This is a genomic window from Variovorax sp. GW821-FHT09B01 (assembly GCF_059418345.1).
In genome coordinates this window covers 1,306,190-1,332,426 of record NZ_JBWKPQ010000001.1, presented here as the reverse complement: position 1 = coordinate 1,332,426, position 26,237 = coordinate 1,306,190, and the positions used below count along the sequence as shown (strand labels likewise).

The window sequence follows — 26,237 nt, the reverse complement described above, 5'->3', positions numbered from 1 at the left end:
CCGGACAACATGAAGCGACCCCTCAAATCCGCCGCCGACGGGCAGCCCGTGCTCTTCAAGGTCGTGCACCTCGCGCCGGGCGGCACCGCGCCGCGCGACAGCCATGAGGAAGGGCAGTTCGTGCACGCGATCTCGGGCGTGATCGAGGTCGGGATGAACGGCCGGGTCTTCCTGGCGCCGCCGCAGTACGGCGTGTGGATTCCGCCGCGCGTCGAGCATCTATCGAGCAACCGCCACGCGGCCAGCTACGCCACGGTCTACCTGGCCGAGGCCTTGTGCGACGTGCTGCCGAAGCGCGCCTGCACCATGGTCATCAGCCCGCTGACGCAGGCGGTGCTCGACAGCCTGCGCAGCCGGGCCATCGAGGTGCCGCGCACCCCGGCCGAGCAGCGCCTGTTCGAGGTCCTGCGCGATGAACTGGCCATCGCGCCCGGCCACGACAGCTACCTGCCGATGTCGGACGACCCCCAGCTGGGCCGCGTGCTCGAGGCCTTGCAGGCGCAACCCTGGGATGGGCGCTCGCTCGCCGAATGGGCCGCCACGGTGCATTCGACCGAGCGCACGCTCGCGCGGCGCTGCGAGCGCGACCTGCAGATGCCGTTCAGCGAATGGCGCCAGCGCCTCAAGGTGATCCGCGGGATCGCCCTGCTGGAGGCGGGGCGCGCGGTGAAGGACGTCGCCATCGAGCTGGGCTACGGCTCGCCCTCGGCCTTCATCGCCATGTTCTGCAAGCAGATCGGCATGACGCCGCAGGCGTACATCCGACAGCGGGGGCGCTGATCGCGTCGATGGCGGCGAGCCATGCTCACCATGCGAGCTGCAAGCGCGAGGGCCGTGCCTCGCCGGGTTCGTCGTTGTGCGGCGGCGCGCGGCGTTCGTCGATTCCGGCATCGACGAAGTCGCTCAGCACGTCGTCACGCAACCGGATGAACGCCGGATCGCTGCGGTTGCGCGGATGCGGCAAATCCACCGCCACGGTGCGGCGGATGCGCCCCGGCGAGGGCTGCATCACCACCACGCGGTCGCCGAGGAATACGGCCTCCTCCACGTCGTGCGTCACCAGCAGCATGGTGATGCGTTCCTTCTGCCAGATGCGCTGCAGTTCGTTCTGCAGCCGCGCGCGCGTGAGGGCATCGAGCGCGCCGAAGGGCTCGTCGAGCAGCAGCACGCGCGGCCGGTTGACCAGGCCGCGCGCGATGGCCACGCGCTGCGCCATGCCACCCGAGATCTGGTGCGGCCACGATTTCTCGAAGCCGCCGAGGCCGACCAGCGCCACGTGCTCGGCCACCAGCTCGGCCTTCTGCTTCGCGCCGAGCGGTGCGTTGCGTAGGCCCACCGCGATGTTCTGCTCGACCGTGAGCCACGGAAACAGCCGATGGTCCTGGAACACGATGCCGCGCTCGCGGCCGGTGCCCGCGATCGGCTGGCCGCCGAGCAGGATCTGGCCCTCGTACTGGTCGTCGAGCCCGAGGACCAGCCGCAGCAGCGTCGACTTGCCGCAGCCGCTCGCGCCCACGATGCTGGTGAAGCTGCCCGGCGGCACGTGCAGGTCGATGTTCTCGAGCACCTGCAGTTCGCCGCCGCACGCCTGTGCCTGCGCGTAGCGCTTGCCGAGGCCGCGGATGTCGAGTTCGTTCGATGCGATGGAGGTGCTCATGGTGCGGGGAAGAAGAGATGTCAGGCCCGGCCGGTCCAGCGCGCCAGCCGGCGTTCGAGTGCGCGCGCCGAGGCATTCATCAGCCAGCCGACGAGGCCGATGACGAACATGCCGAAGATCACCAGGTCCATCTGGAAATGCTCGCTGCCCTCGATCAGGGTGTTACCGATGCCCTTGCCGGCCACCAGCAGGTACTCGGCGCCGATGGTCGCGAGCCAGGAATAGATGAGTGCGAGGTACACGCCCGTGAAGATGGCGGGCAGCGCGGCCGGCAGCACCACCTGCGCGAGCGTCTGCCAGCGCGTGAAGCCGTAGACGCGCGCCACCTCGAGCAGCGTGGGCGGCACGGTGCGGATGCCGTCGCAGGTGTTGACCACCATCGGCACCAGCGCGGCCAGCGAGAGGAACACCACCTTGGCCACGTCGCCGAGGCCGAACCAGACCGAGATCAGCGGAATCCACGCGAACAGCGAGATCTGCTTGAAGGTGTTGAAGCTCGGACCGACGATGCGGTTGAACAGTGGCCACAGGCCCAGCAGCGCGCCGAGCACCAGGCCCGAGGCGGTGCCGATCAGGACGCCCGTGGCCTCGCGCGCGAGGCTGGCGCTTAGCGCGCGCCACAGTCGGCCGCTGACGATCTGGTCGGCGGCGGTCGCGAGCACCTTCTGCGGCGAGACCAGCAGCGCCGAATTGACCACGTCGAGCCATGACAGCAGCGCCCACAGCGCGATCGCCACGGCGGGCAGCACCAGGCCGCGCCAGCGGCTGCGATCGACGGGCCGCAGCGGCTGCACCGCGGCCAGCTCGGCCGCGTCGCGCGACAGCGAGGCGGGCCCGCTCATCGCGCGGCACCGCCCGGTCGGTGCCGGTGCAGCGTGTTCTCGAGCCGCTCGAGCAGGCGGTCGATGGCCCAGCCGATCGCGCCCACGATCACCACCGCGGCCATCACCAGGTCGAGCTGGAACAGCTGGCGGCCATAGACGATCAGGTAGCCCAGCCCTTCGCTCGAGGCGACCAGCTCGACCACCACCAGCGACAGCCAGGCCTTGGTGAAGCCCAGCCGCACGCCCGTGAACAGCGTGGGCACGGCATGCGGCAGCACGATCTCCAGCACCTGCTGGCGCCGGCTGTAGCCATAGACCTCGCCGACCTCGCGCAGCGACTGCGGCGTCTGCCGGAAGCCCTGCAGCGTGTTGAGCGCCACCGGCACCAGCGCCGCCTTGGCGATCAGGATGTACTTGAGCGGCTCGCCGATGCCCACGATCAGCAGCACGAAGGGCAGCCAGGCCAGCACCGGGATCTGCACCAGCGCGTTGAAGCTCGGCAGCAGGTAGGCCTCGACGCGGCGCGACAGGCCCATGGCCGTGCCCAGCAGCAGCCCGAGCAGCGTGCCGATCGCGAAGCCCACGCCGACGCGCGCGAAACTGGTGCTCACGTGCAGCCAGAGGTCGCCGCTGGTCGCGAGGTCGCGCAGCGTCTCGGCCACGAACTCGGGCGGCGGCAACACCTGCGGCGAGATCCAGCCCTGGTCGGCGCCCACGAACCACAGCGCGAGCAAGGCGGCGGGCAGCAGCCAGGGCAGGGCGGCGTCGCCGAGGCGGCGCCACGGCAACGACAGGCGCAGCGGCGCGGCCTCGGCACGCTGCAGGACCGCCGACAGTTCGGCTTCGGCGCTCATCGCGACGCGACCGCGGGCCCGCCCTTCGGCTGACCCTTCGCGTCAGAAGCGGTCCAGTAGCCCTCGAGGCCCTGCTTCTTGAGCGCGGCCTTGAGGTAGCGCGTGTCGAACCAGTCGTCGACCGTGACCTCGCGGCGGATCAGCTTGAGCTTGAGTGCGTCGCCGACCACGGCCTTGTAGCGTGCCACGATGAAGTCGTCGGCCAGCGGCGAGTTGCGCTGCGCCAGCGGCTGCTTGTCGAACTCGGCGGTCCAGGAAGCAACCGGCGTGCCGCTGCGGGCCCAGATGCGGAACAGCTCGTCGCGGTTCTTCTCTTCCGACGACCAGTGGGCGGCGCGCACGAACACGTCGACCACGCGCTGCACCTCGGCGGGGTTGGCCTGCTCGAACTCGCTGCGCACCAGCAGCGCGGCCTGGCGCGTGAGCGCCGGATCGCGGCCCTGGGTGGAATAGACCACCTTCGCGAGCCCCTGGTCGCGCACCTTGAACCATTCGTAGCCGCCGAAGGCCGCGTCCACCCCGTTCGAGACCAGCGCCGCCTGCGCGCTGCCGGTGTCGAGGTTCACGCCCTTGATGTCGCGCTCGGCCAGGCCTTCCGCCGCCAGCACGTTGATGGCGACCAGGTGGCCGTTGGTGCCGCGGAAGATCGACACCGTGCGGCCCTTGAGGTCCTTGATCGACTGGATGTTCGATGGCGTCGGCGTGACCAGGTAGAGGTTGTTGCGCGCGCCGCTGACCAGCAGCACCTTGGTCTTGAGGCCGTTCGAGCGCCCGACGATCGAGGGCAGGTCACCCTGGTAGGCGAAGTCGATCTGCTTGTTCGACAGCGCCTCGTTCACGGCCGGGCCCGCGCCCTTGAAGAACAGCCACTCGACCTTGATGCCCGAGGCCTTGAACTCCTCCTCGAGCCAGTTGTTGGCGCGCGCCACGCCGCCGGGCGAACCGCCCCAGGTGACGGGATCGCCGCCGCCGGCCGTGGCCACGCCGATGCGGATGGTGTCGGGCGCGGCCTGCGCCGAGGCCGCGAGGGCGGTGGCCAGCAGCGCGGTCCAGCGCAGCAGATGCCGCACGGGCTTCATGGCGTGCCTTTCTGCGTGGCCAGCTTGCGGCCGACCTCGGTGCCTTCGAAGAAGCGCGGATTGGCCTCGGTGTAGAAGCGGTGCGGGTTCTCGAACACGAAGGCCCGGAAATCGGCCGCCGAGATCACGCCCTGCTGCACCAGGTCCCAGGTCTCGGCCAGCGGCTCGGTGAACTCGGGCACGTCCCAGTGGCCCACGTCGGACGACCAGATCGCGTTGATCTTCACGCCCAGCGGGTTCACCTTGTCGTTGAAGGCCGCGGCCACGGTGCGGTCGTCGGCTTCCGAGCCGAAGTAGAAGTTGTTCACCCAGCGGTCGCGGATGTCCTCGACCTTCTCGATGCCCGCGAGCGCGAAGTCGTCGATCTCGCTCTCGTTCGGCTCGCGGCTGTGCGGCAGCGCCGAGATGCCCAGGCTGTCGCGCAGCAGCGTGGCCTTGTCGAGCGTGCGGCCCTTGACGAAGTCGCCGCCGTAACGCTCGAACAGCGAGGCCAGCAGCTCGATGTCGGCCTCGGCCGGGTCGTAGTTGCGTACCGCATGCCGGTTGCGTTTCTCCCAGCGGTCCACCAGGTGCGTGTAGACGTGCGAGCCCCAGTCCGCGCCGCCTTCGAGCAGGCCCACGCGCAGCCCCGGAAAGCGCCGCGTCACGCCACCGAAGAACAGCGCCTTGGCGAAGGCCTGCGAGCCATCGGCGAAGTGGCCGATGTGGTTGTTCATGTAGTTGCTGATCGACTGCCGGCCGGTCCAGCCCTGGCTGCCGTAATGCGTCGTCACTGGCACGCCGAGTTCCACCACCTTGGCCCAGAAGGGGTCGTAGTCGTGCTCGCTGTCGATGCCGTAGAAGTCGATGTAGCCGACCTGCCTGGCGATCTCGGGGTGCTCGGCGGCCGGGTACTTCTCGGCGATGGCGCGGATCGGGCGGCGCACGCCGCCCGCGATGTTGATGACCTTCAGGCCCAGCGTCTTGACCGCGAACTCCAGTTCCTCGATGCCCTCCTGCGGCGAGTGCAGCGGAATGCCCGCCACCGGCGTCAGCCGGTCGGCATAGGGCCGGTACTGGTCGGCGTGGAAGTGGTTGATGGCGCGGTGCAGCGGCTGGCGGTACTCGCTGCCGGCCGCGGCCGGCGAGAGCACGTCGTTGGGGAACAGGATCGAGTAGTCCGAGCCCTGCTCGCCCAGGCGCTCGTGCAGCAGCGCGGGCAGCGTGTAGGTCGCGAGGTCGTAGGTGTTGCGCGTGACGCGGGCCCACCAGGGCGCGCGCAGCGTGCGGTGGAACTGGCGTTCCTCGGCCGACTGCTGGTACCAGTCCTTGCCGCCGCCGTTGCGCGTGACGAAGCGCCCGCCGAGCGCCTTGCGCAGCGCGTCGACCAGCTTGTTGCCGCCGTACTGCGCCACGTAGTCCTCGAGCACGGGCGCGAAGTCGTTGACGTGCACGTCGGTGTCGATCACCGGATGGTCGAGGCCGGCCTTCACGGCGGCCGAGCGCGAGGCATGCACGCGCTGGAGTCGGTCGTTCATCTGCGGGGTCCTTGCTGAAAGAGGATCGACGCAGACTAAGGTGGCCGCCGGTGGCGGGCCAACGAAGGCTTTCAGGGATGCTTAGCCGTGGTTCGCATAAGGCCGGATCACGTGGCGGGTGCCGTGCGATCGGCGATGGCCTCGAAGAAGGAAGCGATGAGCCGGCTGTCGCGCCGCTCGCGCAGGCAGCACACGTGGATGTGGGTCGAGACCACGTCGCCCTCGATGCGCACCGGCCGCAGGCGCGGGTCGGGCACGTACTCGGATTCCGAGACCGTGCCGATGCCCAGCCCGCGCGCGACGGCCTCGCGCAGCGCCTCGCGGCTGCCGATCTCCATCGCGACCTGCACCGCGATGCCCTGCTTGGCGAGCGCGTCCTCGAGCGCCTTGCGCGTGGTCGAGCCCGGCTCGCGCATCAGCAGCGGCTGGCCCGAGAGTTCGCGCAGCGCGATCGCCTCGCGCTTGGCGAACGGATGGCCGACATGGACGAAGGCGATCACCGGGTAGCGCGCATAGAGCTGCATGTGATAGCGCTCGTCGGGAAAGCGGCTCGCGACCACGCCCACGTCGCTCACGTAGCGGTCGAGCGCGTCGAGCACCACCTCGGAGTTGCCCAGCGTGACCGAGATCTTGATGCGCGGATGCACCGCGTGGTAGGCCTCGATCATCTCGGTGACGTGGTACGGGCCGACCGCGCCGACCTTCAGCGAACCGTGGCGCAGCTTGCCGCTGTCATCGAGCAGCGAGCTCATGTCGCCCTCGAGCGCGATCATGCGCCGCGCCAGCGGCAGCATCTCGAGGCCGAGCGCCGACAGCTCGACGCGGCGCCCGCGCCGATGGAACAGCTCGGCGCCGTACTCGCGCTCCATCATCTGGATCTGCGAGTTGAGCGTGCTGTGGCTCATGCCCAGCGTGCGCGCCGCGGCCGTGAATCCGCCGTCGTGGGCGACCGCGACGAAGGCGCGGATCTGGTTGAGCGTCACTGCGGGTCTCCGGGATCGGTGGGTCGTTGCGAAACGCACCATGATGCCGGCCGATCGTGATGGCCTCGTGTAAGCGTGCCGCCGCGCTGGGCGGCGGCATCTTGCACTACGAAGCGGCGACGCCCATCGCCGGATCGCTGGTGCCGTCCTGGCCGGTCTCGAGCCGGCCGGCGAAGCGCCGCTCGAAGCCATCACCCATGGTCAGCGTGAAGTCGTACCAGCTGTGGGTGTCCGCGAGGCTCCACGAGGGCTCGAGCTGCATGCCCGGCGACACGGTGTAGGTCCACGGGCCGTCGCCGCGGTAGGCGTTGGCGCGCACCGTCACCGCGGCCGGGGCCTCGCCCATGTTCATGATGGTGAGGCGGACCGCGTTGCGCTCGGGGTCGTAGCACACGCGCACCTCGGGGTTGGCCGCGCCGGCCAGCGCGCCGAGCTCGCCCTTGAAGCGCCGGTGATAGCCGTTCGGCCCCAGCACCCAGAGGCTGTAGCGGCCCGCGTCGTCGGTGCTGGCCTGCCAGGCGTCGGAGATCATCTTGCCGGCCTCGACGGTGTAGCGCCGCGGATAGCGCGTGAGGTTGAGTTCGTCGTAGACGTGGAACACCGCGCCCTGCGTGCCCGTGTTGCTGAAGCTGAGCCACACGCGGCGGCCCGCGAGGTCGACGTTGGCGCTGGTGTGCAGGCGGTAGGGCAGCGCGCGCGAGGGGCGCAGCGCCAATGCCTGCGAGGGCAGCGGCACCGAGCCCGCGGCGGGCACGGGCACGCCCGGCGATGCCACCTGCTGCGAGTAGGTGGCATCGGCCTGCGCGCGCGTGGGCGCGGGCACCAGCGCGGGCCGGGCGCCGTTGGGGTTGCGGAAGTCGAAGCAGGACATCAGGTCGCCGAACACCGCGCGCCGCCACGGGCTGATGTTGGTCTCGCGCACGCCGAAGCGCTGTTCGAGGAAGCGCAGGGTCGAGGTGTGGTCGAAGGCCTGCGAGTTGACCCAGCCACCCACGCTCCACGGCGAGATCACGAGCATCGGCAGCCGCGAGCTGGCGCCGAAGGGGCGACCATCGGGCGTGCGCTGGCTCGAATCGCCGGCCGGCGCCGGCATCGTGTAGTACTCGTTCGCGATGTCCACCGTCGACTTGCCCTCGTGGCTGCCGTCGGCGTTGCGCCAGGGCGGCGCCGGCGGCGGCACGTGGTCGAAGAAGCAGTCGTTCTCGTCGAAGTTGATGATCAGCACCGTCTTGCTCCAGACCTCCGGGTTGGCGGTCAGCATGTCGAGCAAGGTCTGGATGTACCACGCGCCCTGCTGCGGCACCGACATGCTCGGATGCTCGCTGTAGGCGCCGGGCGCGACGATCCAGCTCACCTGCGGCAGCGTGCCCGCGGCGATGTCGTCGGCCACGGCCTGCAGGAAGCCGCCGTCGGGCATGGTGTTGCCGAAGCCCTTGTAGAGCGGCGACAGCGCTTCCATCGCCGGGCCGTAGGCCGCGTTGGGCGAACCCTGCGCGCGCAGCTGCTCGTCGACCGCGCGGTAGGACGCGAAGGCGACCAGCTGGTTGTTGTTGCTGTTGTTGCCGGGGCGCGTGTAGACCTTCCAATTGACCCCGGCCGCCTGCAGGCGCTCGGGGTAGGTGGTCCAGTTCAGGCCGTCGCCCGAGGGACCGAGGCCGCCCCAGTTGGCGTTGGTGACGCAGGCGCGGCCGACGACGTTGGCGCCGTTGGTGCCGCTCCACAGGAACATGCGGTTGGTGAAGGTGCCGGTGTGGATCGACGTGTGGTACGCGTCGCAGACCGTGAAGGCATCGGCCAGCGCCCAGTGGAACGGCAGGTCGGACTGGCGCAGGTGGCCCATCGAGATCTTGGTGTTCTTGGCCTTCGGCCAGGCCGCCATGCGCCCGCCGTCCCAGGCCGCCTGCTGGTCGCCCCAGTCGTGCGCGCCGCCCACGCGCAGCGCGTTGCCCTTGGTGGCGTCGAGGTAGAAGGGCTGCACCGTGTCGGACGCGCCCTGCTGCAGCCACACCGGCTGGCCCGAGGCCATCGGGATCGTGAAGCGGTCGCTGAAGCCGCGCACGCCGGGCATGGTGCCGAAGTAGTGGTCGAAGGAACGGTTCTCCTGCATCAGGATGATGACGTGCTCGACGTCGTTGAGCGTGCCCGTCGCGTTGTGGGCGGGAATGGCCAGCGCACGCTGGATGGCGGGCGGGAAGGGCCCGAGGGCGGCGCTGGCCGCGGCGGCGCGCAGCAGGGCGCGGCGGTTCAAGGTGGTCATGGTGATCGGCGGTGAGGGTGGCTGGCCGGACGCGCGCGCTCAGGGCGCGCAGTCGAGCCTGGAATTCCGGACGGGGACGTCGGCGCCGGATTCGGCGCCGTTGCCGGGCGCCGAGACGATCGGTACCTGGGGTGCGGCGGCACCATCGCCGCTCGCATTGGCCGTGGGCGGCGCGGCGAACGGGGCGCCCGATCCGCCGCCGCCGCCGCAGGCGGCCAGCAGCGCACCTGCGGCGCAGGCCAGGGCGAGCGCCTTCGCGGCGGCGCGCCATCCGGGGAAGAACATGGATGTCATCGCGCTTCCCTTCAGTTGGCCGACAGCGTCGACAGCGGCTTGTTCGACAGGAAGATCGACTGCAGCTCGGCATCGGTCAGCACGCGATTCCACATCGCGAGGTCGCCGAAATGCTCCTGGTAGGTCGGCGCGGTCGCGCACTTGCCCGCGACATACGGCGGCGTGACGGAGCCATTGCACTTGTTCATCAGGAAGGTGCCGGTGCCGTCGTCGCCGATGCCCCAGTGCGGGTACGGCGAGAGCTTCGAGAGGTCCACGGCGCCGGTCGACTTGCCCACCGCCACGCGGTTGGTGGTGCTGGTCACGGGATCGAACACCGTCATGTTCATCGTCTTGGCCACGCCGTCGACCGAGAAGGCGATGTAGACCCAGCGATCGATGGCGATCTGCGTGTAGGGACTGGTCGGCCCGTCCGCGCGCACGCCGCCGCCCGAGCCGATGTTGAAGGCCACGCCGCACTGGTCGCCCGAACTCGCGAACAGGCCGAGCGCGACGCCCGCGTTGCCGCCGCTGACATAGCTCTTGTTGGAGAGGATGGTCACGTTGTTCTTCGAGACGCAGGCCGGCGTCTTGAACCACAGGCCGATGGTGAACTGCGGCGCCGTGCCCTTGGCGATGTCGAAGCCCTCGGCCGGCGTGAGCCGGTAGCCCTCGATGCCCGCGGTGGTGACGTAGTTGGTGTCGATCAGCAGGCCGTGCGTGCCCGGGAACGGACCCGGCACGACCAGGCCGGCGGCCGCGGGCAGGTCGTTCGCGGCCGGGCCCATGGTGCTGTGGCCCATGGCATCGACCGGCGGCAGCGTGGCGCTGAACGGGTAGTAGGAGACCAGGCCGTTCTTCAGCGTCGGCGCGAGAGGCACCGGCGGCACGTACGACACGCGCGGCGAGAGCACGGCCCGCGTGGCCGCGTCGTCGCCGTCGCCGGCCTGCACCGTGTAGTCGAACTGGTAGCTGCCCCTGGCCGTCAGCACCTGCGCGAGCTGGCTGTCGGTGAAGGTGGTAATGCCGGCCGGCAGCTTCGAGGCAATGGGCTGGCCGTCGCGCAGCACCGTGATCGCGCCGGCCGAAGGCGCCACCCAGTCGAGCTTCACGCTCACGGTGGCGGAGTTGTTGTCGAGCACAGAAGCCGTGAGCCGCGACACGGGCTGCGCGCCGGTGAGCCGGCCGCCGTCCATCGGGGACGCCTTCGCATCGGGCAGCGCCTTCAGGTGGCCGAGTACGGTCGGCGCCACGTCGGCGATGCTGGCGTAGCCGTAGAGCTCGGCCAGCGTCTGCGGCAGCGCCGCGCCGATGCCCTGTGCCGCGATGTTGGCGGGCTGGTTCAGGCCGATGAAGGTGCTCGACTCGGGCACCAGCGGCAGGCCATCGTCCTGGCTGTTGTCGCTGAGGCCGTGGTTGCCGGTGATCACGACCAGCCAGCGTTCGTTGGCGCGCTTCGCGGTGGCTGCGAGCAGCGTGCCGACCGCCTTGTCGAGCGTGGCCAGCGTGCCCGCGTACTGCGGAGAGGCGAGACCGAAGTCGAGCGCCGCGTCCTTGCTCGCGCGGTATTGCGCGAGCACGGTGGCGTAGTTGCCGCCGATGAATTGCGTGGCCTGCGTGGTCACGCAGTCGGTGGCGGTCGCATCCTTCGAGCAGTCGGCGAGCGCATCGAGCGTGCCGCTGTCGTGGTCGGAGGCCAGCAACTGGGCCAGCCCGGCCGAGGCCACGGCGGCGCCGTTGCTCGTGCCGTTCTTCGCCTTGGCCAACTGGAACACGGTGGCGCCGCGGATCGCCTGCTTCGGCGCTTCCGACATCACCTGGTGGCGCGCGGCCCAGGTGCCGGTCAGCAGCGTGGCCCAGCCGGGCGTGTCGAGCGTGGGCTGCTGGCTCGGCGTGCCGGCCATGCCGCCGCTGTAGGCGAGCCGCGGCTCGAGCTTCGCGAGGTTGGGCAGCGTGCCGGCGGCGATGCCGCTGCGCACCGCGCCGTAGGTGGCGCCGTCGAGGTCGATGACCAGCGCGCGGCTCACGGCCGGCGTCGAGGGGCCCTCGGGCGTGTTGCCGCCGCCTTGCGTGGGCGGCAGGAAGGGCAGCGAGGCGCCGCCGCCGCTGCCGCCGCCGCAGCCCGCGAGCGCGGCAACGAGCGTGGCGGCGAGCGCGAAGGCGCGCGTCGCTGCGGCCCCGCGGCGGCGCGTGGAATCAGGGAAGCGGCGCGCCGGCGTGGCGCGGTCCGCGGGGGCGTGGGGTCTGCATTGCTCGACTGGCATGTCTATCGGCCTCTGGTGATGGAGTGGCCGAATTACAGAAGAGTGGGGTGACGTGCCAGAGACGAAAGCCCATGAGTATTTCGTTCGTCCTGTCGGTTTTTTCGTCAGATCGATCGGTGCGAGCGCGGCTCATGAGGCGTCTTCGAACGCCCCCTTGCGCAGCTTCAGCGCCACGTCGAAGAAGGACGCGAGCACGCGGCTGTCGCGCCGCACCTGCAGGCAATAGAGGTAGGTCTGCGTCACCGCGGGATCGCCCTCGATGCGCACGGTGCGCAGGCGCGCGTCGGGAATGAACTCGGCCTCGGAGACCGCGCCGATGCCGATGCCGCGCGCGGCCGCTTCGCGGATCGCCTCGCGGCTGCCGATCTCCATCGCGAGCCTGGGCCGGACGCCCGCGCGCGCGAAGGCCTCGTCGAGCGCGCGCCGCGTGCTGGAGCCGCTCTCGCGCTGCAGCATGGGCTGGCCGTGCAGTTCCTCGAGCCGGATCTCGCCGCGCCTGGCGAACGGATGGTCGCGGTGCACGAACAGGATCAGCGCATGGCGCGCATACGGCGTCGCGCTGAAGCCCGGCGCCTCGTGGAAGCGCGCGAGCACGCCGATGTCGACCGCGTACTCCTCGAGGTCCTTGAACACCGACGACGAATTGCCCATGCGGATCGAGACGTCGAGCCGCGGATAGCGCCGGCGGTAGGCGTCGACCATCTCGATCACGTGGAAAGGGCCGACCGCGCCGAGCTTGAGCTCGCCCGACTGCAGGTCGCCGCTGTCGTGCAGCAGGTTGTACGAATCGAGCTCGAGCGCCGCGATCTGGCGCGCGATGGGCAGCAGGCGCTCGCCGACGCTGGTGAGCTCGATGCGGTGGCCCTGGCGGTGGAACAGCATCACCTTGTGCTGGCGCTCCAGCGCCTGGACCTGGGTGGTCAGCGTGGGCTGGCTCAGGCCCACGGCGCGCGCGGCGGCGCTGAAGCTGCCGTGCTGGGCAACGGCGAGGAAGGCGCGGAGTTTGGCGGCGGACATCCATAGATTGTTTGAATGGAATCGTGACAAATCCGTGATCGATCTGATATGCGCCTGTCACATGGCGTTCTTAGCCTTGGGGTAGTCGCAGGCCGATGCCTGCCGTTCCGGTCCCTTCCAGTCCCTTTTCCCATCCCCAACACCACCATGAACACCCTCCTTCGCCTGCGCCGCAGCCTGATCGCCCTGGCCCTTTCGGCAGTTTCCGCGGTTGCCGCCCTGCCGGCCCTGGCCGCGCAGCCCCTCACCATCGGGCTGATCCCGGCCGAGGACTCGCAGGCCATGATCGAGAGCAGCCGCCAGGTGCTCGACAGCCTGCAGCAGCAGCTCGGCATGCCGGTCAAGCCCTTCGTGGCGACCGACTACAACGGCGTGATCGAGGCGCTGCGTTCCAAGAAGCTCGACGTGGCCTACCTCGGCCCGTTCTCGTACGTGCTCGCGAACCAGGTCGCGGACGTGGAAGCCTTCGCGGTGGCCGTGACCAAGAAGACCGGCCAGAGCGCCTACAAGAGCGTGATCATCGCGCGCAAGGAAAGCGGCATCGCCAAGACCGCCGACCTCAAGGGCCGCAGCTTCGCCTTCGTCGACCCGACCTCGGCCTCGGGCCACCTGTTCCCCAAGTCGGGCCTGCTGCAGGCCGGCTACGACCCCGAGACCTTCTTCGGCCGCGTGATCTTCTCGGGCTCGCACGACGCCAGCATCCTGGCCGTGGCCAACAAGAAGGTCGATGCCGCCGCCGTGGCCGACCGCATCCTCGCGAGCGCCATCGCCAAGGGCCAGGTGAAGCAGGACGAGCTCGAGATCGTCTGGTCGTCGAACCCGATCCCCGAGTCGCCGATGGTCTGGCGCAAGGACCTCGATCCGGCGCTGAAGGCGAAGATCGCGAAGGCGCTGGCCAACGTGAAGGACCTGCCCTGGGGCGACCAGGGCGTGCTCAACGGCTTCCAGCCCACCACCGACGCGGCCTACAACGTGGTGCGCGACACCGCCAAGGTGCTCAAGCTCGACCTGCGGAGCATGAAGTGATCCGCATCCGGCAGCTCACCAAGCGCTATGGCGACAACGCCGTGCTGCGCGGTGTGGACCTCGATGCCGCGGCGGGCGAGTTCGTGGTGGTGCTCGGCGAATCGGGCGCCGGCAAGTCGACCCTGCTGCGCTGCGTGAACCGGCTGGCGCTGGCCGACGGCGGCGAGCTCAGGGTCGACGGCATGGACGCCGTGAACTGCGCCGACACGCGCGCGCTGCGCCAGCGCGTGGCCATGATCTTCCAGCACCACAACGTGGTGCCGCGGCTCAGCGCGCTGAAGAACGTGCTCACGGGCCGGCTCGGCGCGGTGTCGACCCTGGCCTCGGTGCTGCACTTCTTCAGCCGCGCCGACATCGCGTTGGCGCACGAATGCCTGGGCCGCGTGGGACTCGCGCACAAGGCCCATGCGCGCACCGATTCGCTGTCGGGCGGCCAGATGCAGCGCGTGGGCATCGCGCGCGCGCTCGCGCAGCAGCCGCGGCTGATCCTGGCCGACGAGCCGGTCGCGAGCCTCGACCCGCAGACCTCGCGCAAGGTGCTGCAGTACCTGCGCGATGCCTCGCGCGACCTCGGCATCACCGTGCTGTGCAACCTGCACCAGGTCGACTACGCGCGCGAGTTCGCCGACCGCATCGTCGGCCTCTCGCAGGGCCGCGTCGTGTTCGACGGCGCGCCGCAGGCCATGGGCCCCGACGACATCGACCGCATCTACGTGCCGCAGCCCGCGGCCGACCGCAAGGAGCCCGCCGCCCCGGCGGCCGTGCCGCTGCCGCTGCTGGCGCGCACCGAAGGACACGCATGAACACCCCCTCGACCCGATACGCCTGGACCGGCCCGCTGCCCGAGAGCCGCCGCGGCTGGTTCAACCTGCTGATCGGCCTGTGCGTGGTCGGCTGGGCGCTGCAATGGAGCGCCGGCGGCGCGCAGCTCAGTTGGTCCGAACTGGCGGCGGGCCTGCCGCAGATCATCGATTTCCTGGGCCGCACCATGCCGCCCGACACCAACATCCTGAGCCGCCTGGTCGCACCCGCGCTCGAGACCATCCAGATCGCCGTCTGGGGCACGCTGCTGGCGGTGCTGCCGGCCATTCCGCTGTCCTTCCTGGCGGCGCGCAACCTGCAGAGCCGGCGCTGGGTCTACCAGTGCACGCGGCAGGCCCTCAACGTGGTGCGCAGCATCAACGAGCTGATCCTCGCGCTGGTGTTCGTATCGGCCGTGGGGCTCGGTCCGTTCCCCGGCGTGCTGGCGCTCGCGCTGCATGGCGCGGGCATGCTCGGCAAGTTCTTCGCCGATGCCATCGAGGAGATCGACCAGGGACCGCTCGAGGCCCTGCGCGCCACGGGCGCGCGGCCGCTGCAGGTCATCGTGTTCGGCGTGCTGCCGCAGGTCGTCACGGCCTGGATCGCCGTCGTGCTCTATCGCTTCGAGGTGAACCTGCGCTCGGCCACCGTGCTGGGCATGGTGGGCGCGGGCGGGCTGGGCTTCGAGCTGGTGAGCAGCCTCAAGCTGTTCCGCTACCAGGAGACCGCCACCTGCATCATCGTGATCACCGTGATGGTGATCGTGGCCGACCTGCTCTCGAGCCAATTGCGCCACCGCATCCAGCACAGCGGCCGGCACTGAAGGCCGCGCGGATCTTTTCTCTCTCGCGCGCCCGGCCGCATGACGCGGCCGTGGCGCCAGCTTTCCCGAACCCATCATGTGGACCTATTACAACCCCGTCGACGTGCATGCCGGCTGCGGCTCGCTCGATGCGTTGCCCGGGCTGCTCGGCGCACGCCGCGCGATCCTGATCGCCTTCCCCGAGGCGGTCGGCCTCGGCCTCGTCGATCGCATCCGTGGCCTGCTGGGCGAGCGCCTCGTGGCCGTCGAGACCGAGGTGCTGCCGAACCCCGACGTGGCCTGGCTGGCGCCGATGTACGAACGGCTGTGGCGCGAGCATGCGGAGGTCGATTGCGTCATCGCACTCGGCGGCGGCAGCGTGATCGACTGCGCGAAGGTGATGCTCACGCGCCCCGCGGCCGGGCGCTTCGACGAACTGCTCGCGCTACTCGAAGGCGCGGACAGCGCGCCGGCCGCGGTCCGGCGGCACCGACAGCTGCTGGCCATTCCCACGACCGCGGGCACCGGCAGCGAGGTCACGCCCTGGGCCACCGTGTGGGACCAGGCGCGCGCGCGCAAGCTGTCGCTGCAACTGCCGTGGACCTGGCCCGAGGCCGCCATCGTCGATGCCGACCTGATGCTGAGCCTGCCGCATGCGGCCACCCTGGCCAGCGGCCTCGATGCGCTGTCGCATGCGCTCGAGTCGCTGTGGAACGTGCACCGCAACCCGGTGTCGGCAAGCCTGGCCGTGAGCGCGGCCCGCAGCATCGTCGCCACGCTGCCCGAACTGCTGGCGCGGCCCGAACGGCCCGAGCTGCGCGAGCGCCTGGCCACCGCGGCGCTGCAGGCCGGCCTGGCGTTCTCCAACACGCGTACCGCGCTCGCGCATTCGCTGTCCTACGACATCACGCTGCGGCATGGCGTGCCGCACGGCATCGCGTGTTCGTTCAGCCTGCCGCGCATCATGCAGCTCGCGGCCGGGCGCGATCCGGCGCTCGATGCGTTGCTGCTCTCGGTGTTCGATGCGCATGACATCGGCCAGGCCGTCGCGTCGCTGAGCGCCTTTCTCGAGGGGCTGGGCGTGAGCGTCGACCCGCTGAGCTATGGCATTCCCGAGGCGGAGTGGAGCGAACGCATCCTGCAGGCGCTGGCCGGTGCGCGCGGGCGCAACTTCATCGCCGCCGACGCCGGCTGATCAGGACGCGCAGGCGGTGTTCGCCGCCGTGCGCGGGTACTCCATCTCCTGCATCACCCAGTCGCGCCGCGCGTTGCCAAAGCGGGCCGCGATCTCGCACAGCGTGCGGTCGAGCTGCTGCACCGGCTTGAGCGCGGCCACCAGCAGCAGCGGCTGTGCTTCGCGCGTGGCGGGACCGGCCACCAGCACGAGACCGCTGCGCAGCTTCACCGGGCCCGAGGCCGAGACCGCCTCGACATCGACATGCCCCGTGCGCGTCCACGCATCGGTGGCCAGCGCGAGCGCGATGTCGTCGGCGCCGTCGCGCACCTCGAGCTGCCGACGCTCGCCGCGCCAGAACGCCGTCTTGTTGAACAGGTACTCGGCACCGCGCCCGGTCGTGAGGCCGAAGGGCGCGCTCGCATGCGCCGGGCCCCAGCCGTCCACGCCGAGCTCGGCTGCCATCGCCGCGGCCTTCGCGGGCCCGCCGATCGCCTCGACCAGCGCGAGCGTCGCGGGCACCGAGGCCGTGATGCCGGTGGTCGTCGCCACGTCGCGGTCGACCAGGTAGCGCCGGTCGGGCACATGCGTGGCGCCGGGCCGCTGGCGCAGCGTGCCGCGGTCGTACCAGTGGCCGGCAAAGCGCCGGCCGTCGAGCAGGCCGGCCTGCGCGAGCACGAGCGCGCCCGAGCACACGCCGATCACGCGCGCGCCCTGGCTCGCCTGGTGCTGCAGCCAGGCCCTCACCGCGGGCGCATCGGCCGGCTCCATCGCGGGCACGATCACGTAGTCGGCGCCCGCGGGATGGGCGCGGTCGAAGGCGGCGAAGTCCTGTGCGCCCTCGACCTGCAGCGCCGGGAACAGCGCGACCCGGCCCGCGCGCGGCGCCACCACACGCACATCGGCCACGTCGGCGCGCTGCAGCACCGCGTGCGGCAGCAGCAGGTCGGTGAGCTCGGTGCCTTCGTTGAGCGCCAGCATCGCGACCACCGGCCGGCCGGGCCGGCGCGGCTTCATGGCCTCGACGAAGGCCTGCCGGTCGCGCGCGAGCGCCGCCTCGTCGTGCACCGCGGGCGGCACCGTCGCCTCGCGCGTGCCCGTGCCGCATCCCGCCAACCCGATCGCCGCCATACTCGCGCACAGCAGCGCGCGCAGCCCGTTCCACATGGAGAATCCCCTTCATGACCTCGATGCACCGAGCTTAGGAATGCCGACCCCCACCCACAAGGACGAAGAAGCCGCGGTTCCTGCCAGCACCGTCGTGCTGGTCGCGTTCGACGGCGTCGAGGCCATCGACGTCGCGGGCCCCGCCAGCGTGTTCAGCAAGGCCGAGCAATTGCGCCCCGGCAGCTACGAAGTGCTGATCGCCTCGCCGGGCGGCGGCACCGTGTCGACCAACAGCGGCCTGCAGCTGGGCGACACCCGCAGCCTCGACGCGCTGCCCGCCGCCATCGACACCCTGATCGTGGCCGGCGGCGACGAGCCCGCCGTGCGCCACGCCATCCTCGAGCAGCGCATCGGCGACTGGATCGCCCAGGCCGCGTCGCGCGTGCGCCGCGTCGCGAGCGTGTGCAGCGGCGCCTTCGCGCTCGCCGCGGCCGGCCTGCTCGACGGGCGCGAGGCCACCACCCATTGGCGCGTGTGCGAGATGCTGCAGGAACTGCGCCCGCAGGTGCGCGTGCGGCAGCAGCGCATCTACGTGCGCGACGGCAAGGTCTGGACTTCAGCGGGCGTGGTCACCGGCATCGAACTCGCGCTCGCGCTGGTCGAGGACGACTTGGGCCATGAGGTCTCGATGGACATCGCGCGCACCCTGGCGCTGCCGATGCTGCGCGGCGGCGAGCAGCCGCAGCTCACCCCCGCGCTGCAGGCGCAGGCCAGCGCGAGCCATCGGCTGCGCGAACTGGTCGCGTGGATCGGCACCCATCCTCAGGAAGAGCTCGCCGTCGAGGTGCTGGCCGAACGCGTGGGCATGAGCCCGCGCAACTTCGCGCGTGCCTTCGCGGCGGAGACCGGGTGCACCCCTGCACGCTTCGTCGAGCGCACACGCGTGGCGGCGGCGGCGCAGTTGCTGCGGCAGACCGGGTGGACGCAGGAACGGATCGCGAGCCGCAGCGGGTTTCGGTCGGTGGATGCGTTGCAGCGGGCGTTCGTGCGGCTGCATGGGGTGACGCCGGGGGGGTGGAGGGAGGGGAGTTAGGCGGGACCCCGCTTCCGGCGGGAAAGCTATTTGCGAGGCTGCAGGAAGGCGTCGTAAGCAGAGGCCGTGAAGCCGGTGAGACCTCGGCCATTCACGAACAGTTGGGGCACGCCATTGTTGCCACCCAGTTGCGCATAGGCCAGCTTGCCTTCGTTGGTGTCGATGTCCACTTCGCGATAACCGATGCCCTTGGCCGCCAGGTAGGCCTTCGCCTGCCGACAGAAGCCGCACCACTTGGCCGAGAACAGCACCGTGTCGCGAGGGGGCGGTGCCGATGCCCGGCTGTCCGCGGATTGGCGCAACTGCTCGATGTACGCGAGGGTCTCCGCGGACAGGGGGCTGGCCGGCAGGTTCCTGAACGTCAGCGTCTTGGATTCGCGTGCCTGTGGCGGCGGGACGTCGCTGTAGATCGTTCGGCCGTCGGGGCCTATGGACTTGTAGAGCGTGGTCGTCGTGGCGGTCGGGCCGTCGGCGGCGGACGCCGCGCTCGCAAGCAGAACCACGAAAATGGGGAGCAACCGCATGGGGCGTACCTGTTGTCTGGTCGAGGCCAAGCAGGGCCGATGTTACAGGGGCCTTTGGTGGTATCCGGCACAAGCCATACGCCATCGCATGGAGGACCGCGGGCAATGAGTCGATCGAACGAGACGGGCCGAACCCAGGACGAGATTTCCGCAGGCGTCACCGTGCCTGGCGATGGTCATGCGGTGCTGATCGCGGGCGCGGGCCCCACCGGCATGATGCTCGCGGGCGAACTGGCACTGGCCGGCGTCGATGTCTCGATTCTCGAGCGGCGCTCGAACCAGGACATCGAAGGATCGCGCGCCGGCGGCCTGCATGCGCGCACTCTCGAGATCTTCGATCAGCGCGGCATCGTCGACCGGTTCCTGGCCGAAGGGCAGACCGCCCAGGTGGCCGCGTTCGGCCTCAACCGGCTCGACATCAGCGACTTTCCGACACGGCACAACCACGGCTTGGCGCTGTGGCAGAAGCACATCGAGCGCATTCTTGCGGGATGGATTGCCGAACTGGGGGGGACCATCCATCGGGAGCGCGAGGTGGTCGGTTTCGATCAGGACGAGGCCGGTGTCGACGTCCATCTGCGCGACGGCCAGACGCTGCGTACGCAATACCTGGTCGGTTGCGATGGCGGGCGCAGCGTGATCCGGAAGGCGGCGGGGATCGAGTTTCCGGGGTGGGATGCCACGATCAGCCACATCCTCGCCGAAGCGGAGGTCGCCGCGGAGCCCGTGTGGGGCATGCGGCACGACGCGATCGGGACCCACGGCCTGAGCCGCATGGACGACGGGAAGACCGTGCGGATCATGGTGACGGAGCGCGAAGTGGGGCGCGCGGACCAGCCCACGCTGCGCGATGTGAGCGAATGCTTGATGGCGCACTACGGCACCGACTTCGGCGTCCACAGCCCGCTTCATATCTCGCGATTCACGGACATGGCCCGGCAGGCGGCCAGTTATCGCAAGGGGCGCGTGCTGTTGGCTGGCGACGCGGCGCATGTGCACTACCCGGCGGGCGGACAGGGGCTCAATCTCGGCGTGCAGGATGCCTTCAACCTGGGGTGGAAGCTGGCGCAGGTGGTCAAGGGGATCTCGCCGGACAGCCTGCTCGATAGCTATCAGGCGGAGCGGCATCCGGTGGGGGCGCTGGTGCTGCGCAATTCGCTGGCACAGGTCGCGCTGCGGCGGCAGGACGAACGCAGCAAGGCGTTGGCGGAGAGCATGTCGGCGCTGCTTCGGATGGAGGAGCCGCGCAAGCGCTTCGCGGGGATGATGTCGGGGCTGGATATCCGGTACGACCTGGGGGAGGGGCATCCTTTGCTGGGGAGGCGGATGCCGGATCTCGATGTCGTGACCGCAGAAGGTACGAGGCGCGTCTTCACGTTGATGCACTCGGCGCGGTCGCTGCTGCTGAATTTCGGGATGCCGGGTGGCTCCGATGCGGAACGCCTGGCCGACAAGGTCCAGGTGATCGATGCCAGCTTCGATGGCACCTGGGAGCTTCCGGTGATCGGCGAGGTCAGTGCGCCGGCGGCCGTGTGGGTCAGGCCCGACGGCTACGTGGCGTGGGTTGGAGAGTCATCGTGGGAGGGTCTTGAAGAAGCCCTGTCCACCTGGGTTGCAGCGCCACGCACGACGTGATGCCTCAGGAAACTACTTGCAGTCCCCACCCATAGACACAGTCCCATCCTTGCACTCGGTCAGCATCGGTTCCCCCACCGAAGCCGAGCCCGGTCCCGCCGCCACCGGCGCCGACCCCGCCCCAGTGCCGACGTCCCTTTCATAGACGATCTTCCTGCCGCCAAGCTCGCAGCTCCCCACCACCTGCCCATTCGTCGATGCATTGGCATCGACGACGGCCACGGTGAAGCGCGCCACGCCGGCGGCGGCGATCTTCGCCTCGATGCGGGTGCGCAGGGCCTCGCAGTCCTCGGCCGCGTGGACGGTGCCCGCCGTGCCGGCCAGGGCCAGCACGGCGGGGAGCATCGCGAGCCAGGAGGGCTTCACGGCTGCCACCCGCGCGATGCCGATCAGCCCTGGGCCGAGGCCAGCGCTGCGTTGAGCGTGGCGCTCGGGCGCATCACGGCTTCGAACTTCGCCTTGTCGGCCAGGTAGTAGCCGCCGATGTCCACGGCCTTGCCCTGCACGGCGGCGAGCTCGTCGACGATCTTCTGCTCGTTGGACGAGAGGGCCTCCGCCAGCTTCTTGAAGCGGCCCTGCAGTTCCGTGTCGTCGGTCTGCGCGGCGAGTTCCTGTGCCCAGTACATCGCCAGGTAGAACTGGCTGCCGCGGTTGTCGAGCTGGCCGGTCTTGGGCGAGGGGTTCTTGTTGTTGTCGAGCAGCTTGCCGGTGGCGGTGTCGAGCGTCTTGGCCAGGATGGCGGCCTGCTTGTTGCCGGTCTTCAGGCCCAGGTCTTCGAGGCTCACGGCCAGCGCGAGGAACTCGCCCAGCGAGTCCCAGCGCAGGTGGTTCTCTTCCACCAGCTGCTGCACGTGCTTGGGGGCCGAGCCGCCCGCGCCGGTCTCGTACAGGCCGCCGCCGGCCATCAGCGGCACGATCGACAGCATCTTGGCCGAGGTGCCGAGTTCCATGATGGGGAACAGGTCGGTCAGGTAGTCGCGCAGGATGTTGCCGGTGGCGCTGATGGTGTCCAGGCCGCGCACGACGCGTTCCAGCGTGTAGCGCATGGCGCGCACCTGGCTCATGATCTGGATGTCCAGGCCCGAGGTGTTGTGCTCGTGCAGGTACATCTTGACCTTGGTGATCAGCTGCGCCTCGTGCGGGCGGTAGGCGTCGAGCCAGAACACGACCGGCATGCCGGAGTTGCGCGCGCGGTTGACGGCCAGCTTGACCCAGTCGCGGATCGCGGCGTCCTTGACCTGGCACATGCGCCAGATGTCGCCTTGCTCGACGTCCTCGCTCATCAGCACTTCGCCGGTGTCCAGGTCGGTGATGTTGGCGACGCCGTCTTCCGGGATCTCGAAGGTCTTGTCGTGCGAACCGTATTCCTCGGCCTTCTGGGCCATCAGGCCGACGTTGGGCACGGTGCCCATGGTCTTGGGGTCGAAGGCGCCGTGCCACTTGCAGAAGTTGATGATCTCCTGGTAGATGCGGGCGAAGGTCGATTCGGGCATCACGGCCTTGACGTCCTTCAGGCGGCCGTCGGCGCCCCACATCTTGCCGCCGTTGCGGATCATCGCGGGCATGGAGGCGTCCACGATCACGTCATTGGGCGAGTGGAAGTTGGTGATGCCCTTGGCCGAGTCGACCATCGCGAGTTCGGGGCGGTGCTCGTGGCAGGCGTGCAGGTCGCGCTTGATCTCGTCCTGGGTGCTCTGGGGCAGCGTGGCGATCTTGGTGTAGAGGTCGACCATGCCGTTGTTGACGTTGATGCCCAGCTCGTCGAACAGCTTGCCGTGCTTCTCGAAGGCTTCCTTGTAGAAGATCTTCACGCAATGGCCGAACACGATGGGGTGCGAGACCTTCATCATGGTGGCCTTGACGTGCAGCGAGAACATCACGCCGGTCTTGTGCGCGTCCTCGATCTCCTTCTCGTAGAAGGCCAGCAGCGCCTTCTTGCTCATGAACATGGAGTCGATGACCTCGCGGTCCAGCAGCGCGACCTTGGGCTTGAGCACGATGGTCTTGCCGCTCTTGGTGATGAGCTCCATCTTGACGTTGCGCGCGCGGTCCAGGGTCATGGACTTCTCGCCGTGGTAGAAGTCGCCGCCGTGCATGTGCGAGACGTGCGAGCGCGAGGCCTGGCTCCAGTCGGCCATGCTGTGCGGGTTCTTGCGGGCGTATTCCTTGACGGCCTTGGGCGCGCGGCGGTCGGAATTGCCTTCGCGCAGCACGGGGTTCACGGCGCTGCCGGTGCACTTGTTGTAGCGCGCGCGGATGTCCTTGTCCTCGTCCGTGGTCGGGTTTTCGGGGTAGTCGGGGATCTTGTAGCCCTTGCCCTGCAGTTCCTTGATGGCCGACTTGAGCTGGGACACCGAGGCGCTGATGTTGGGCAGCTTGATGATGTTGGCTTCGGGCTTGAGCGTGAGCTTGCCCAGCTCGGCGAGGTTGTCCGGCACTTTCTGGTCGTCGCTCAGCAGTTCGGGGAACTCGCCCAGGATGCGGGCCGCCACGGAGATGTCGCTGGTTTCGACGTTGATGCCGGCCGGGTTCGCGAAGGCGCGAATGATGGGCAGGAATGCGTAGGTCGCCAGCAGGGGCGCCTCGTCGGTCAGGGTGTAGATGATGGTAGGTTGCTTCGTGCTCATGCGCTTCTTCCGTAGATGCTGGGCTGTCGGGTCACTGGGATTTCCGGCCGTCGGGAGGCCCTTTTTCTGGCCGTAGACCCGGATTGTCGCGCGGACGGGACCCGGTTCCGCCGCGCGGGCTCCGAAACCCTGGCGTGGGGGTATGTCTCCAGGGGGCACCGACCGGCCGGATGCGGTCTTTTCGGGGTATTTTCGCGCCACGCCGGTGGAGGCGGCCGGCCCGGGTCCCGGGGCCCGAAAATACCCGGCTGCCTCAGGGCCATCCCTGTCCGCCACGGGCCATCCTGCATCGCACAATGGCGCATCTCCCCCGATGCCCCCATGAGCGCCACCACCGTTTCGCCCGTTCCACCCCTTGCGCCCGCCGACCCGCGGATCCGGGTCCTCGTCGCCGACGACCAGCCGCTGATCCGCCGCGGCATGGCCATGCTGCTGGACGCCGCATCCGACATCCAGGTCGTCGGCCAGGCCGCCGACGGCATGGAGGTGGTGGAACTCGCGCGGCGCCTGCTGCCCGACGTGGTGCTGATGGACCTGCGCATGCCGCGCCAGAGCGGCGTGCTGGCCACGCGCGAGATCACGGCCGCGCTGCCGCGCACCCGCGTGATGGTGCTGACCACCTTCGACCGCGACGACCTGGTGTTCGACGCGGTGCGCGCCGGCGCGCAGGCCTACCTGCTCAAGGATGCGTCGGAGGAAGAAGTGCTGGACACGGTGCGCGCCGTGCACCGCGGCGAGTCGCGCATGACGCCGCAGATCGCGCGCAAGGTGATGGACCAGTTCCGGCTGCTGGCCAACCACGTGGCGCAGGACGTGGCGGTGGAGGACCCGCCGGCCTGCGCCGAGCCCGCGTCGGCCGAGCCGCAGGAGGCGCCCGATCCGCTGACCGAGCGCGAGGCCGTGGTGCTCGACCTGATCGCCAAGGGGCAGAGCAACCGCCAGATCGCGGCGGCGCTGAACCTGGCCGAGGGCACGGTGAAGAACCACGCGAGCCGCATCATGCAAAAGCTTCACGCGAACACGCGCACCGAACTGGCGGTGCTCGTGCTCGCGCGAAGAAAACAGCCCTGAAGAAAAAAAAGACGCCGGGTCGTGCCCGGCGTCGTTCATTCGCTCATTTGTTCGAGCGGGTCATTCGCTCAATCCGAAGCGTCCATGCTTGCCCGCGGGATTCGCGGACGAGGCTTCCACGTGCGCCTTGAGCATCGGCCGCAGCGCCACGATGGCCAGGAAGGCGGCGAACAGGTCCAGCGCCGCCACGGTGTAGAGCACGGTCGACCAGGTGCCGGTGGCTTCCATCATCAGGTTGCCGATGGGCACGAACAGCGCGCCGACGCCCTTGGCGCAGTACAGCACGCCGTAGATCTTGCCGATGTGCTTGGTGCCGAAGGCGTCGCCGGCCAGCGCCGAGAACAGCGAATACACCTCGCCCCAGGCCAGGAACACGACGCCCGACAGGATCAGGAAGGCCCACGGGTTGTGGCCGAAGTAGCCCAGCGCGATGATGCCGATGCCCTCGAGCGTGAAGGCGATCACCATGGTCTTCTCGCGGCCGATGTGGTCGGAGATCCAGCCGAACAGGGGGCGCGAGATGCCGTTCATCACGCGGTCGAGCATCAGCGCCAGCGGCAGCGCGGCCATGACGAAGAAGTAGAGGTCGACCTTGAACTCCTTCACGCCCAGGTCCTGCGCGATCACGCCCAATTGCGCCACGGCCATCATGCCGCCGGTGACCACGCACGAGAACATCAGCAGCATCAGCCAGAACAGGCGGGTGTTCAGCGCTTCCTTCAGCGTGTAGTCGCGGCGGCTCTGCGTGAGCTTGGCCGAGGCGCGGATCTCGTGCGCCTTCGGGGCGCGCAGGAACCACGCGGCCAGGAAGGCCAGCGAACCCTGCATCACGCCGAAGAAGAAGAAGGCTTCCTGGAACCCGGACGATTCGATCATCGCGGCGATCGGCAGGATGGTCGCGGCCGAGCCGGCGCCGTAGCCGCCGGCGGTCAGGCCCACGGCCAGGCCGCGGCGGTCGGGGAACCACTTGAGCGCGTTGTTGATGCAGGTGGCGTAGATCGATCCCACGCCGATGCCGCCGACGGCCGCGCCGATGTAGAAGCCCAGCAGCGTGGTCGCCTGCGAGTTGATGACCCAGGCCGCGCCGATGAAGAGCGCACCGAAGGCCACGATCAGCCGTGGCCCGAACTTGTCGATGAAGTAGCCCTCGATCGGCGCGAGCCAGGTCTGTACCAGCACGAAGATGGTGAAGGCGATCTGGATCGAGGCGCGCTCCCAGCCGAAGGACTTCTGGATTTCCGGCACGAACAGCGTCCACGCGTACTGGATGTTCGCGGTCGCGATCATGCAGACGATGCCGACGACCAGCTGCGTCCAGCGGCTGGCGTACCAGCGTACCGGGACGCCGGCGGAGGCGCCGACGGCCGGCGAGAGGGATGTGGGGGTGCTCATTGTCGAATGTCTCCTTGGCAGGTCACGCCGATCGCGTCGCGGCGTTGTCGAACGGGGTGGATGTGGCGCATCTCTCGACACGCTGCGCGATGGACGCAACTGTCGTCTCGAAAATAACTGCTCGCGCCTGCCGGAAGTCACGCCGCGACCCGAGGAAAACCCCGAGATCTCAGGGTAAGTGCCCATACCGAAAGTCATGGGCTGACGCGCCCCGGGTCCTTTGCGACAATGCGCCGCCCATGACCGCGCGCCCCCCTCCC

Annotated in this window: 23 protein-coding genes; 8 read left to right on the top strand and 15 right to left on the bottom strand. The window is 69.5% G+C overall.

What is annotated here, in order from left to right:
* Positions 1–9 precede the first annotated feature (9 nt).
* Entirely contained in the window at positions 10–780 is a 771-nt protein-coding gene (locus AC07RV_RS05885; protein ID WP_296786360.1) for an AraC family transcriptional regulator, read from the top strand.
* 25 nt (positions 781–805) lie between these two features.
* On the opposite strand, the gene AC07RV_RS05880 is transcribed toward AC07RV_RS05885, so the two are convergent.
* From AC07RV_RS05880 to AC07RV_RS05835, 10 genes are all read right to left on the bottom strand, one after another.
* Complete coding sequence (locus AC07RV_RS05880; RefSeq protein WP_296786357.1) at positions 806–1,657, bottom strand: ABC transporter ATP-binding protein; 852 nt, start codon at positions 1,655–1,657, stop codon at positions 806–808.
* 20 nt (positions 1,658–1,677) lie between these two features.
* Positions 1,678–2,499, bottom strand: a complete 822-nt coding sequence (locus AC07RV_RS05875; protein WP_296786354.1) for an ABC transporter permease — start codon at positions 2,497–2,499, stop codon at positions 1,678–1,680.
* Positions 2,496–3,335 (bottom strand): ABC transporter permease, encoded by an 840-nt coding sequence (locus AC07RV_RS05870; RefSeq protein WP_296786350.1) that lies wholly within the window; start codon positions 3,333–3,335, stop codon positions 2,496–2,498. The genes AC07RV_RS05875 and AC07RV_RS05870 overlap by 4 nt, the downstream gene beginning before the upstream one ends.
* Positions 3,332–4,414 (bottom strand): ABC transporter substrate-binding protein, encoded by a 1,083-nt coding sequence (locus AC07RV_RS05865; protein ID WP_296786347.1) that lies wholly within the window; start codon positions 4,412–4,414, stop codon positions 3,332–3,334. The genes AC07RV_RS05870 and AC07RV_RS05865 overlap by 4 nt, the downstream gene beginning before the upstream one ends.
* Complete coding sequence (locus AC07RV_RS05860; protein WP_296786345.1) at positions 4,411–5,931, bottom strand: amidohydrolase family protein; 1,521 nt, start codon at positions 5,929–5,931, stop codon at positions 4,411–4,413. Before AC07RV_RS05860 ends, AC07RV_RS05865 begins: the two co-directional genes overlap by 4 nt.
* Before the next feature lie 107 nt (positions 5,932–6,038).
* Positions 6,039–6,914: a LysR substrate-binding domain-containing protein gene (locus AC07RV_RS05855; RefSeq protein WP_296786343.1), complete on the bottom strand. Its 876-nt coding sequence runs from the start codon at positions 6,912–6,914 to the stop codon at positions 6,039–6,041.
* A 106-nt stretch (positions 6,915–7,020) separates the two neighbouring features.
* A complete protein-coding gene (locus AC07RV_RS05850; protein WP_296786340.1) occupies positions 7,021–9,171 on the bottom strand; it encodes a phosphocholine-specific phospholipase C in 2,151 nt (716 codons plus the stop codon).
* A gap of 39 nt (positions 9,172–9,210) precedes the next feature.
* A complete protein-coding gene (locus tag AC07RV_RS05845; protein ID WP_296786337.1) occupies positions 9,211–9,465 on the bottom strand; it encodes a hypothetical protein in 255 nt (84 codons plus the stop codon).
* Between the two features lie 11 nt (positions 9,466–9,476).
* Entirely contained in the window at positions 9,477–11,708 is a 2,232-nt protein-coding gene (locus tag AC07RV_RS05840) for an alkaline phosphatase family protein (protein WP_296786335.1), read from the bottom strand.
* Between the two features lie 129 nt (positions 11,709–11,837).
* Positions 11,838–12,725, bottom strand: a complete 888-nt coding sequence (locus AC07RV_RS05835; RefSeq protein ID WP_296786332.1) for a LysR substrate-binding domain-containing protein — start codon at positions 12,723–12,725, stop codon at positions 11,838–11,840.
* Positions 12,726–12,872: 147 nt separating this feature from the next.
* Here AC07RV_RS05835 and phnD point away from each other — a divergent pair, with 147 nt between their 5' ends.
* The 4 genes from phnD to psrA all read left to right on the top strand — a co-directional run bounded on the left by phnD (position 12,873) and on the right by psrA (position 16,549).
* Positions 12,873–13,751 carry a phosphonate ABC transporter substrate-binding protein gene (phnD, locus tag AC07RV_RS05830; protein WP_296786329.1) on the top strand — a complete coding sequence of 293 codons (879 nt, stop codon included), beginning with the start codon at positions 12,873–12,875 and terminating at the stop codon, positions 13,749–13,751.
* Positions 13,748–14,554, top strand: coding sequence for a phosphonate ABC transporter ATP-binding protein (gene phnC, locus AC07RV_RS05825; RefSeq protein WP_093346793.1), 807 nt, complete (start codon positions 13,748–13,750; stop codon positions 14,552–14,554). Before phnD ends, phnC begins: the two co-directional genes overlap by 4 nt.
* A complete protein-coding gene (gene phnE / locus AC07RV_RS05820) occupies positions 14,551–15,375 on the top strand; it encodes a phosphonate ABC transporter, permease protein PhnE (protein WP_296786325.1) in 825 nt (274 codons plus the stop codon). Before phnC ends, phnE begins: the two co-directional genes overlap by 4 nt.
* 76 nt (positions 15,376–15,451) lie before the next feature.
* Entirely contained in the window at positions 15,452–16,549 is a 1,098-nt protein-coding gene (gene psrA, locus AC07RV_RS05815) for an iron-containing alcohol dehydrogenase PsrA (protein WP_296786322.1), read from the top strand.
* Here psrA and AC07RV_RS05810 read toward each other — a convergent pair whose 3' ends face one another.
* The gene (locus tag AC07RV_RS05810) at positions 16,550–17,695 is read right to left on the bottom strand and encodes a DJ-1/PfpI family protein (RefSeq protein WP_296786319.1); all 1,146 of its coding nucleotides are present in this window, start codon (positions 17,693–17,695) and stop codon (positions 16,550–16,552) included.
* Between the two features lie 40 nt (positions 17,696–17,735).
* Here AC07RV_RS05810 and AC07RV_RS05805 point away from each other — a divergent pair, with 40 nt between their 5' ends.
* Positions 17,736–18,728 (top strand): GlxA family transcriptional regulator, encoded by a 993-nt coding sequence (locus AC07RV_RS05805; RefSeq protein ID WP_296786316.1) that lies wholly within the window; start codon positions 17,736–17,738, stop codon positions 18,726–18,728.
* Between the two features lie 26 nt (positions 18,729–18,754).
* Here AC07RV_RS05805 and AC07RV_RS05800 read toward each other — a convergent pair whose 3' ends face one another.
* The gene (locus tag AC07RV_RS05800; RefSeq protein ID WP_296786313.1) at positions 18,755–19,252 is read right to left on the bottom strand and encodes a glutaredoxin family protein; all 498 of its coding nucleotides are present in this window, start codon (positions 19,250–19,252) and stop codon (positions 18,755–18,757) included.
* 105 nt (positions 19,253–19,357) lie between these two features.
* Here AC07RV_RS05800 and AC07RV_RS05795 point away from each other — a divergent pair, with 105 nt between their 5' ends.
* A complete protein-coding gene (locus AC07RV_RS05795; protein ID WP_296786310.1) occupies positions 19,358–20,887 on the top strand; it encodes an FAD-dependent monooxygenase in 1,530 nt (509 codons plus the stop codon).
* Between the two features lie 12 nt (positions 20,888–20,899).
* On the opposite strand, the gene AC07RV_RS05790 is transcribed toward AC07RV_RS05795, so the two are convergent.
* Both AC07RV_RS05790 and AC07RV_RS05785 read right to left on the bottom strand, forming a co-directional pair.
* Positions 20,900–21,253 carry a DUF1161 domain-containing protein gene (locus AC07RV_RS05790; RefSeq protein ID WP_296786307.1) on the bottom strand — a complete coding sequence of 118 codons (354 nt, stop codon included), beginning with the start codon at positions 21,251–21,253 and terminating at the stop codon, positions 20,900–20,902.
* A gap of 23 nt (positions 21,254–21,276) precedes the next feature.
* The gene (locus tag AC07RV_RS05785; RefSeq protein ID WP_093346814.1) at positions 21,277–23,514 is read right to left on the bottom strand and encodes an NADP-dependent isocitrate dehydrogenase; all 2,238 of its coding nucleotides are present in this window, start codon (positions 23,512–23,514) and stop codon (positions 21,277–21,279) included.
* Positions 23,515–23,835: 321 nt separating this feature from the next.
* Here AC07RV_RS05785 and AC07RV_RS05780 point away from each other — a divergent pair, with 321 nt between their 5' ends.
* A complete protein-coding gene (locus tag AC07RV_RS05780; RefSeq protein WP_208508293.1) occupies positions 23,836–24,585 on the top strand; it encodes a response regulator transcription factor in 750 nt (249 codons plus the stop codon).
* A gap of 60 nt (positions 24,586–24,645) precedes the next feature.
* Here the strand turns inward: AC07RV_RS05780 and oxlT are convergent, their stop codons facing one another.
* Complete coding sequence (oxlT, locus tag AC07RV_RS05775) at positions 24,646–25,977, bottom strand: oxalate/formate MFS antiporter (protein ID WP_093346820.1); 1,332 nt, start codon at positions 25,975–25,977, stop codon at positions 24,646–24,648.
* Positions 25,978–26,237 lie beyond the last annotated feature (260 nt).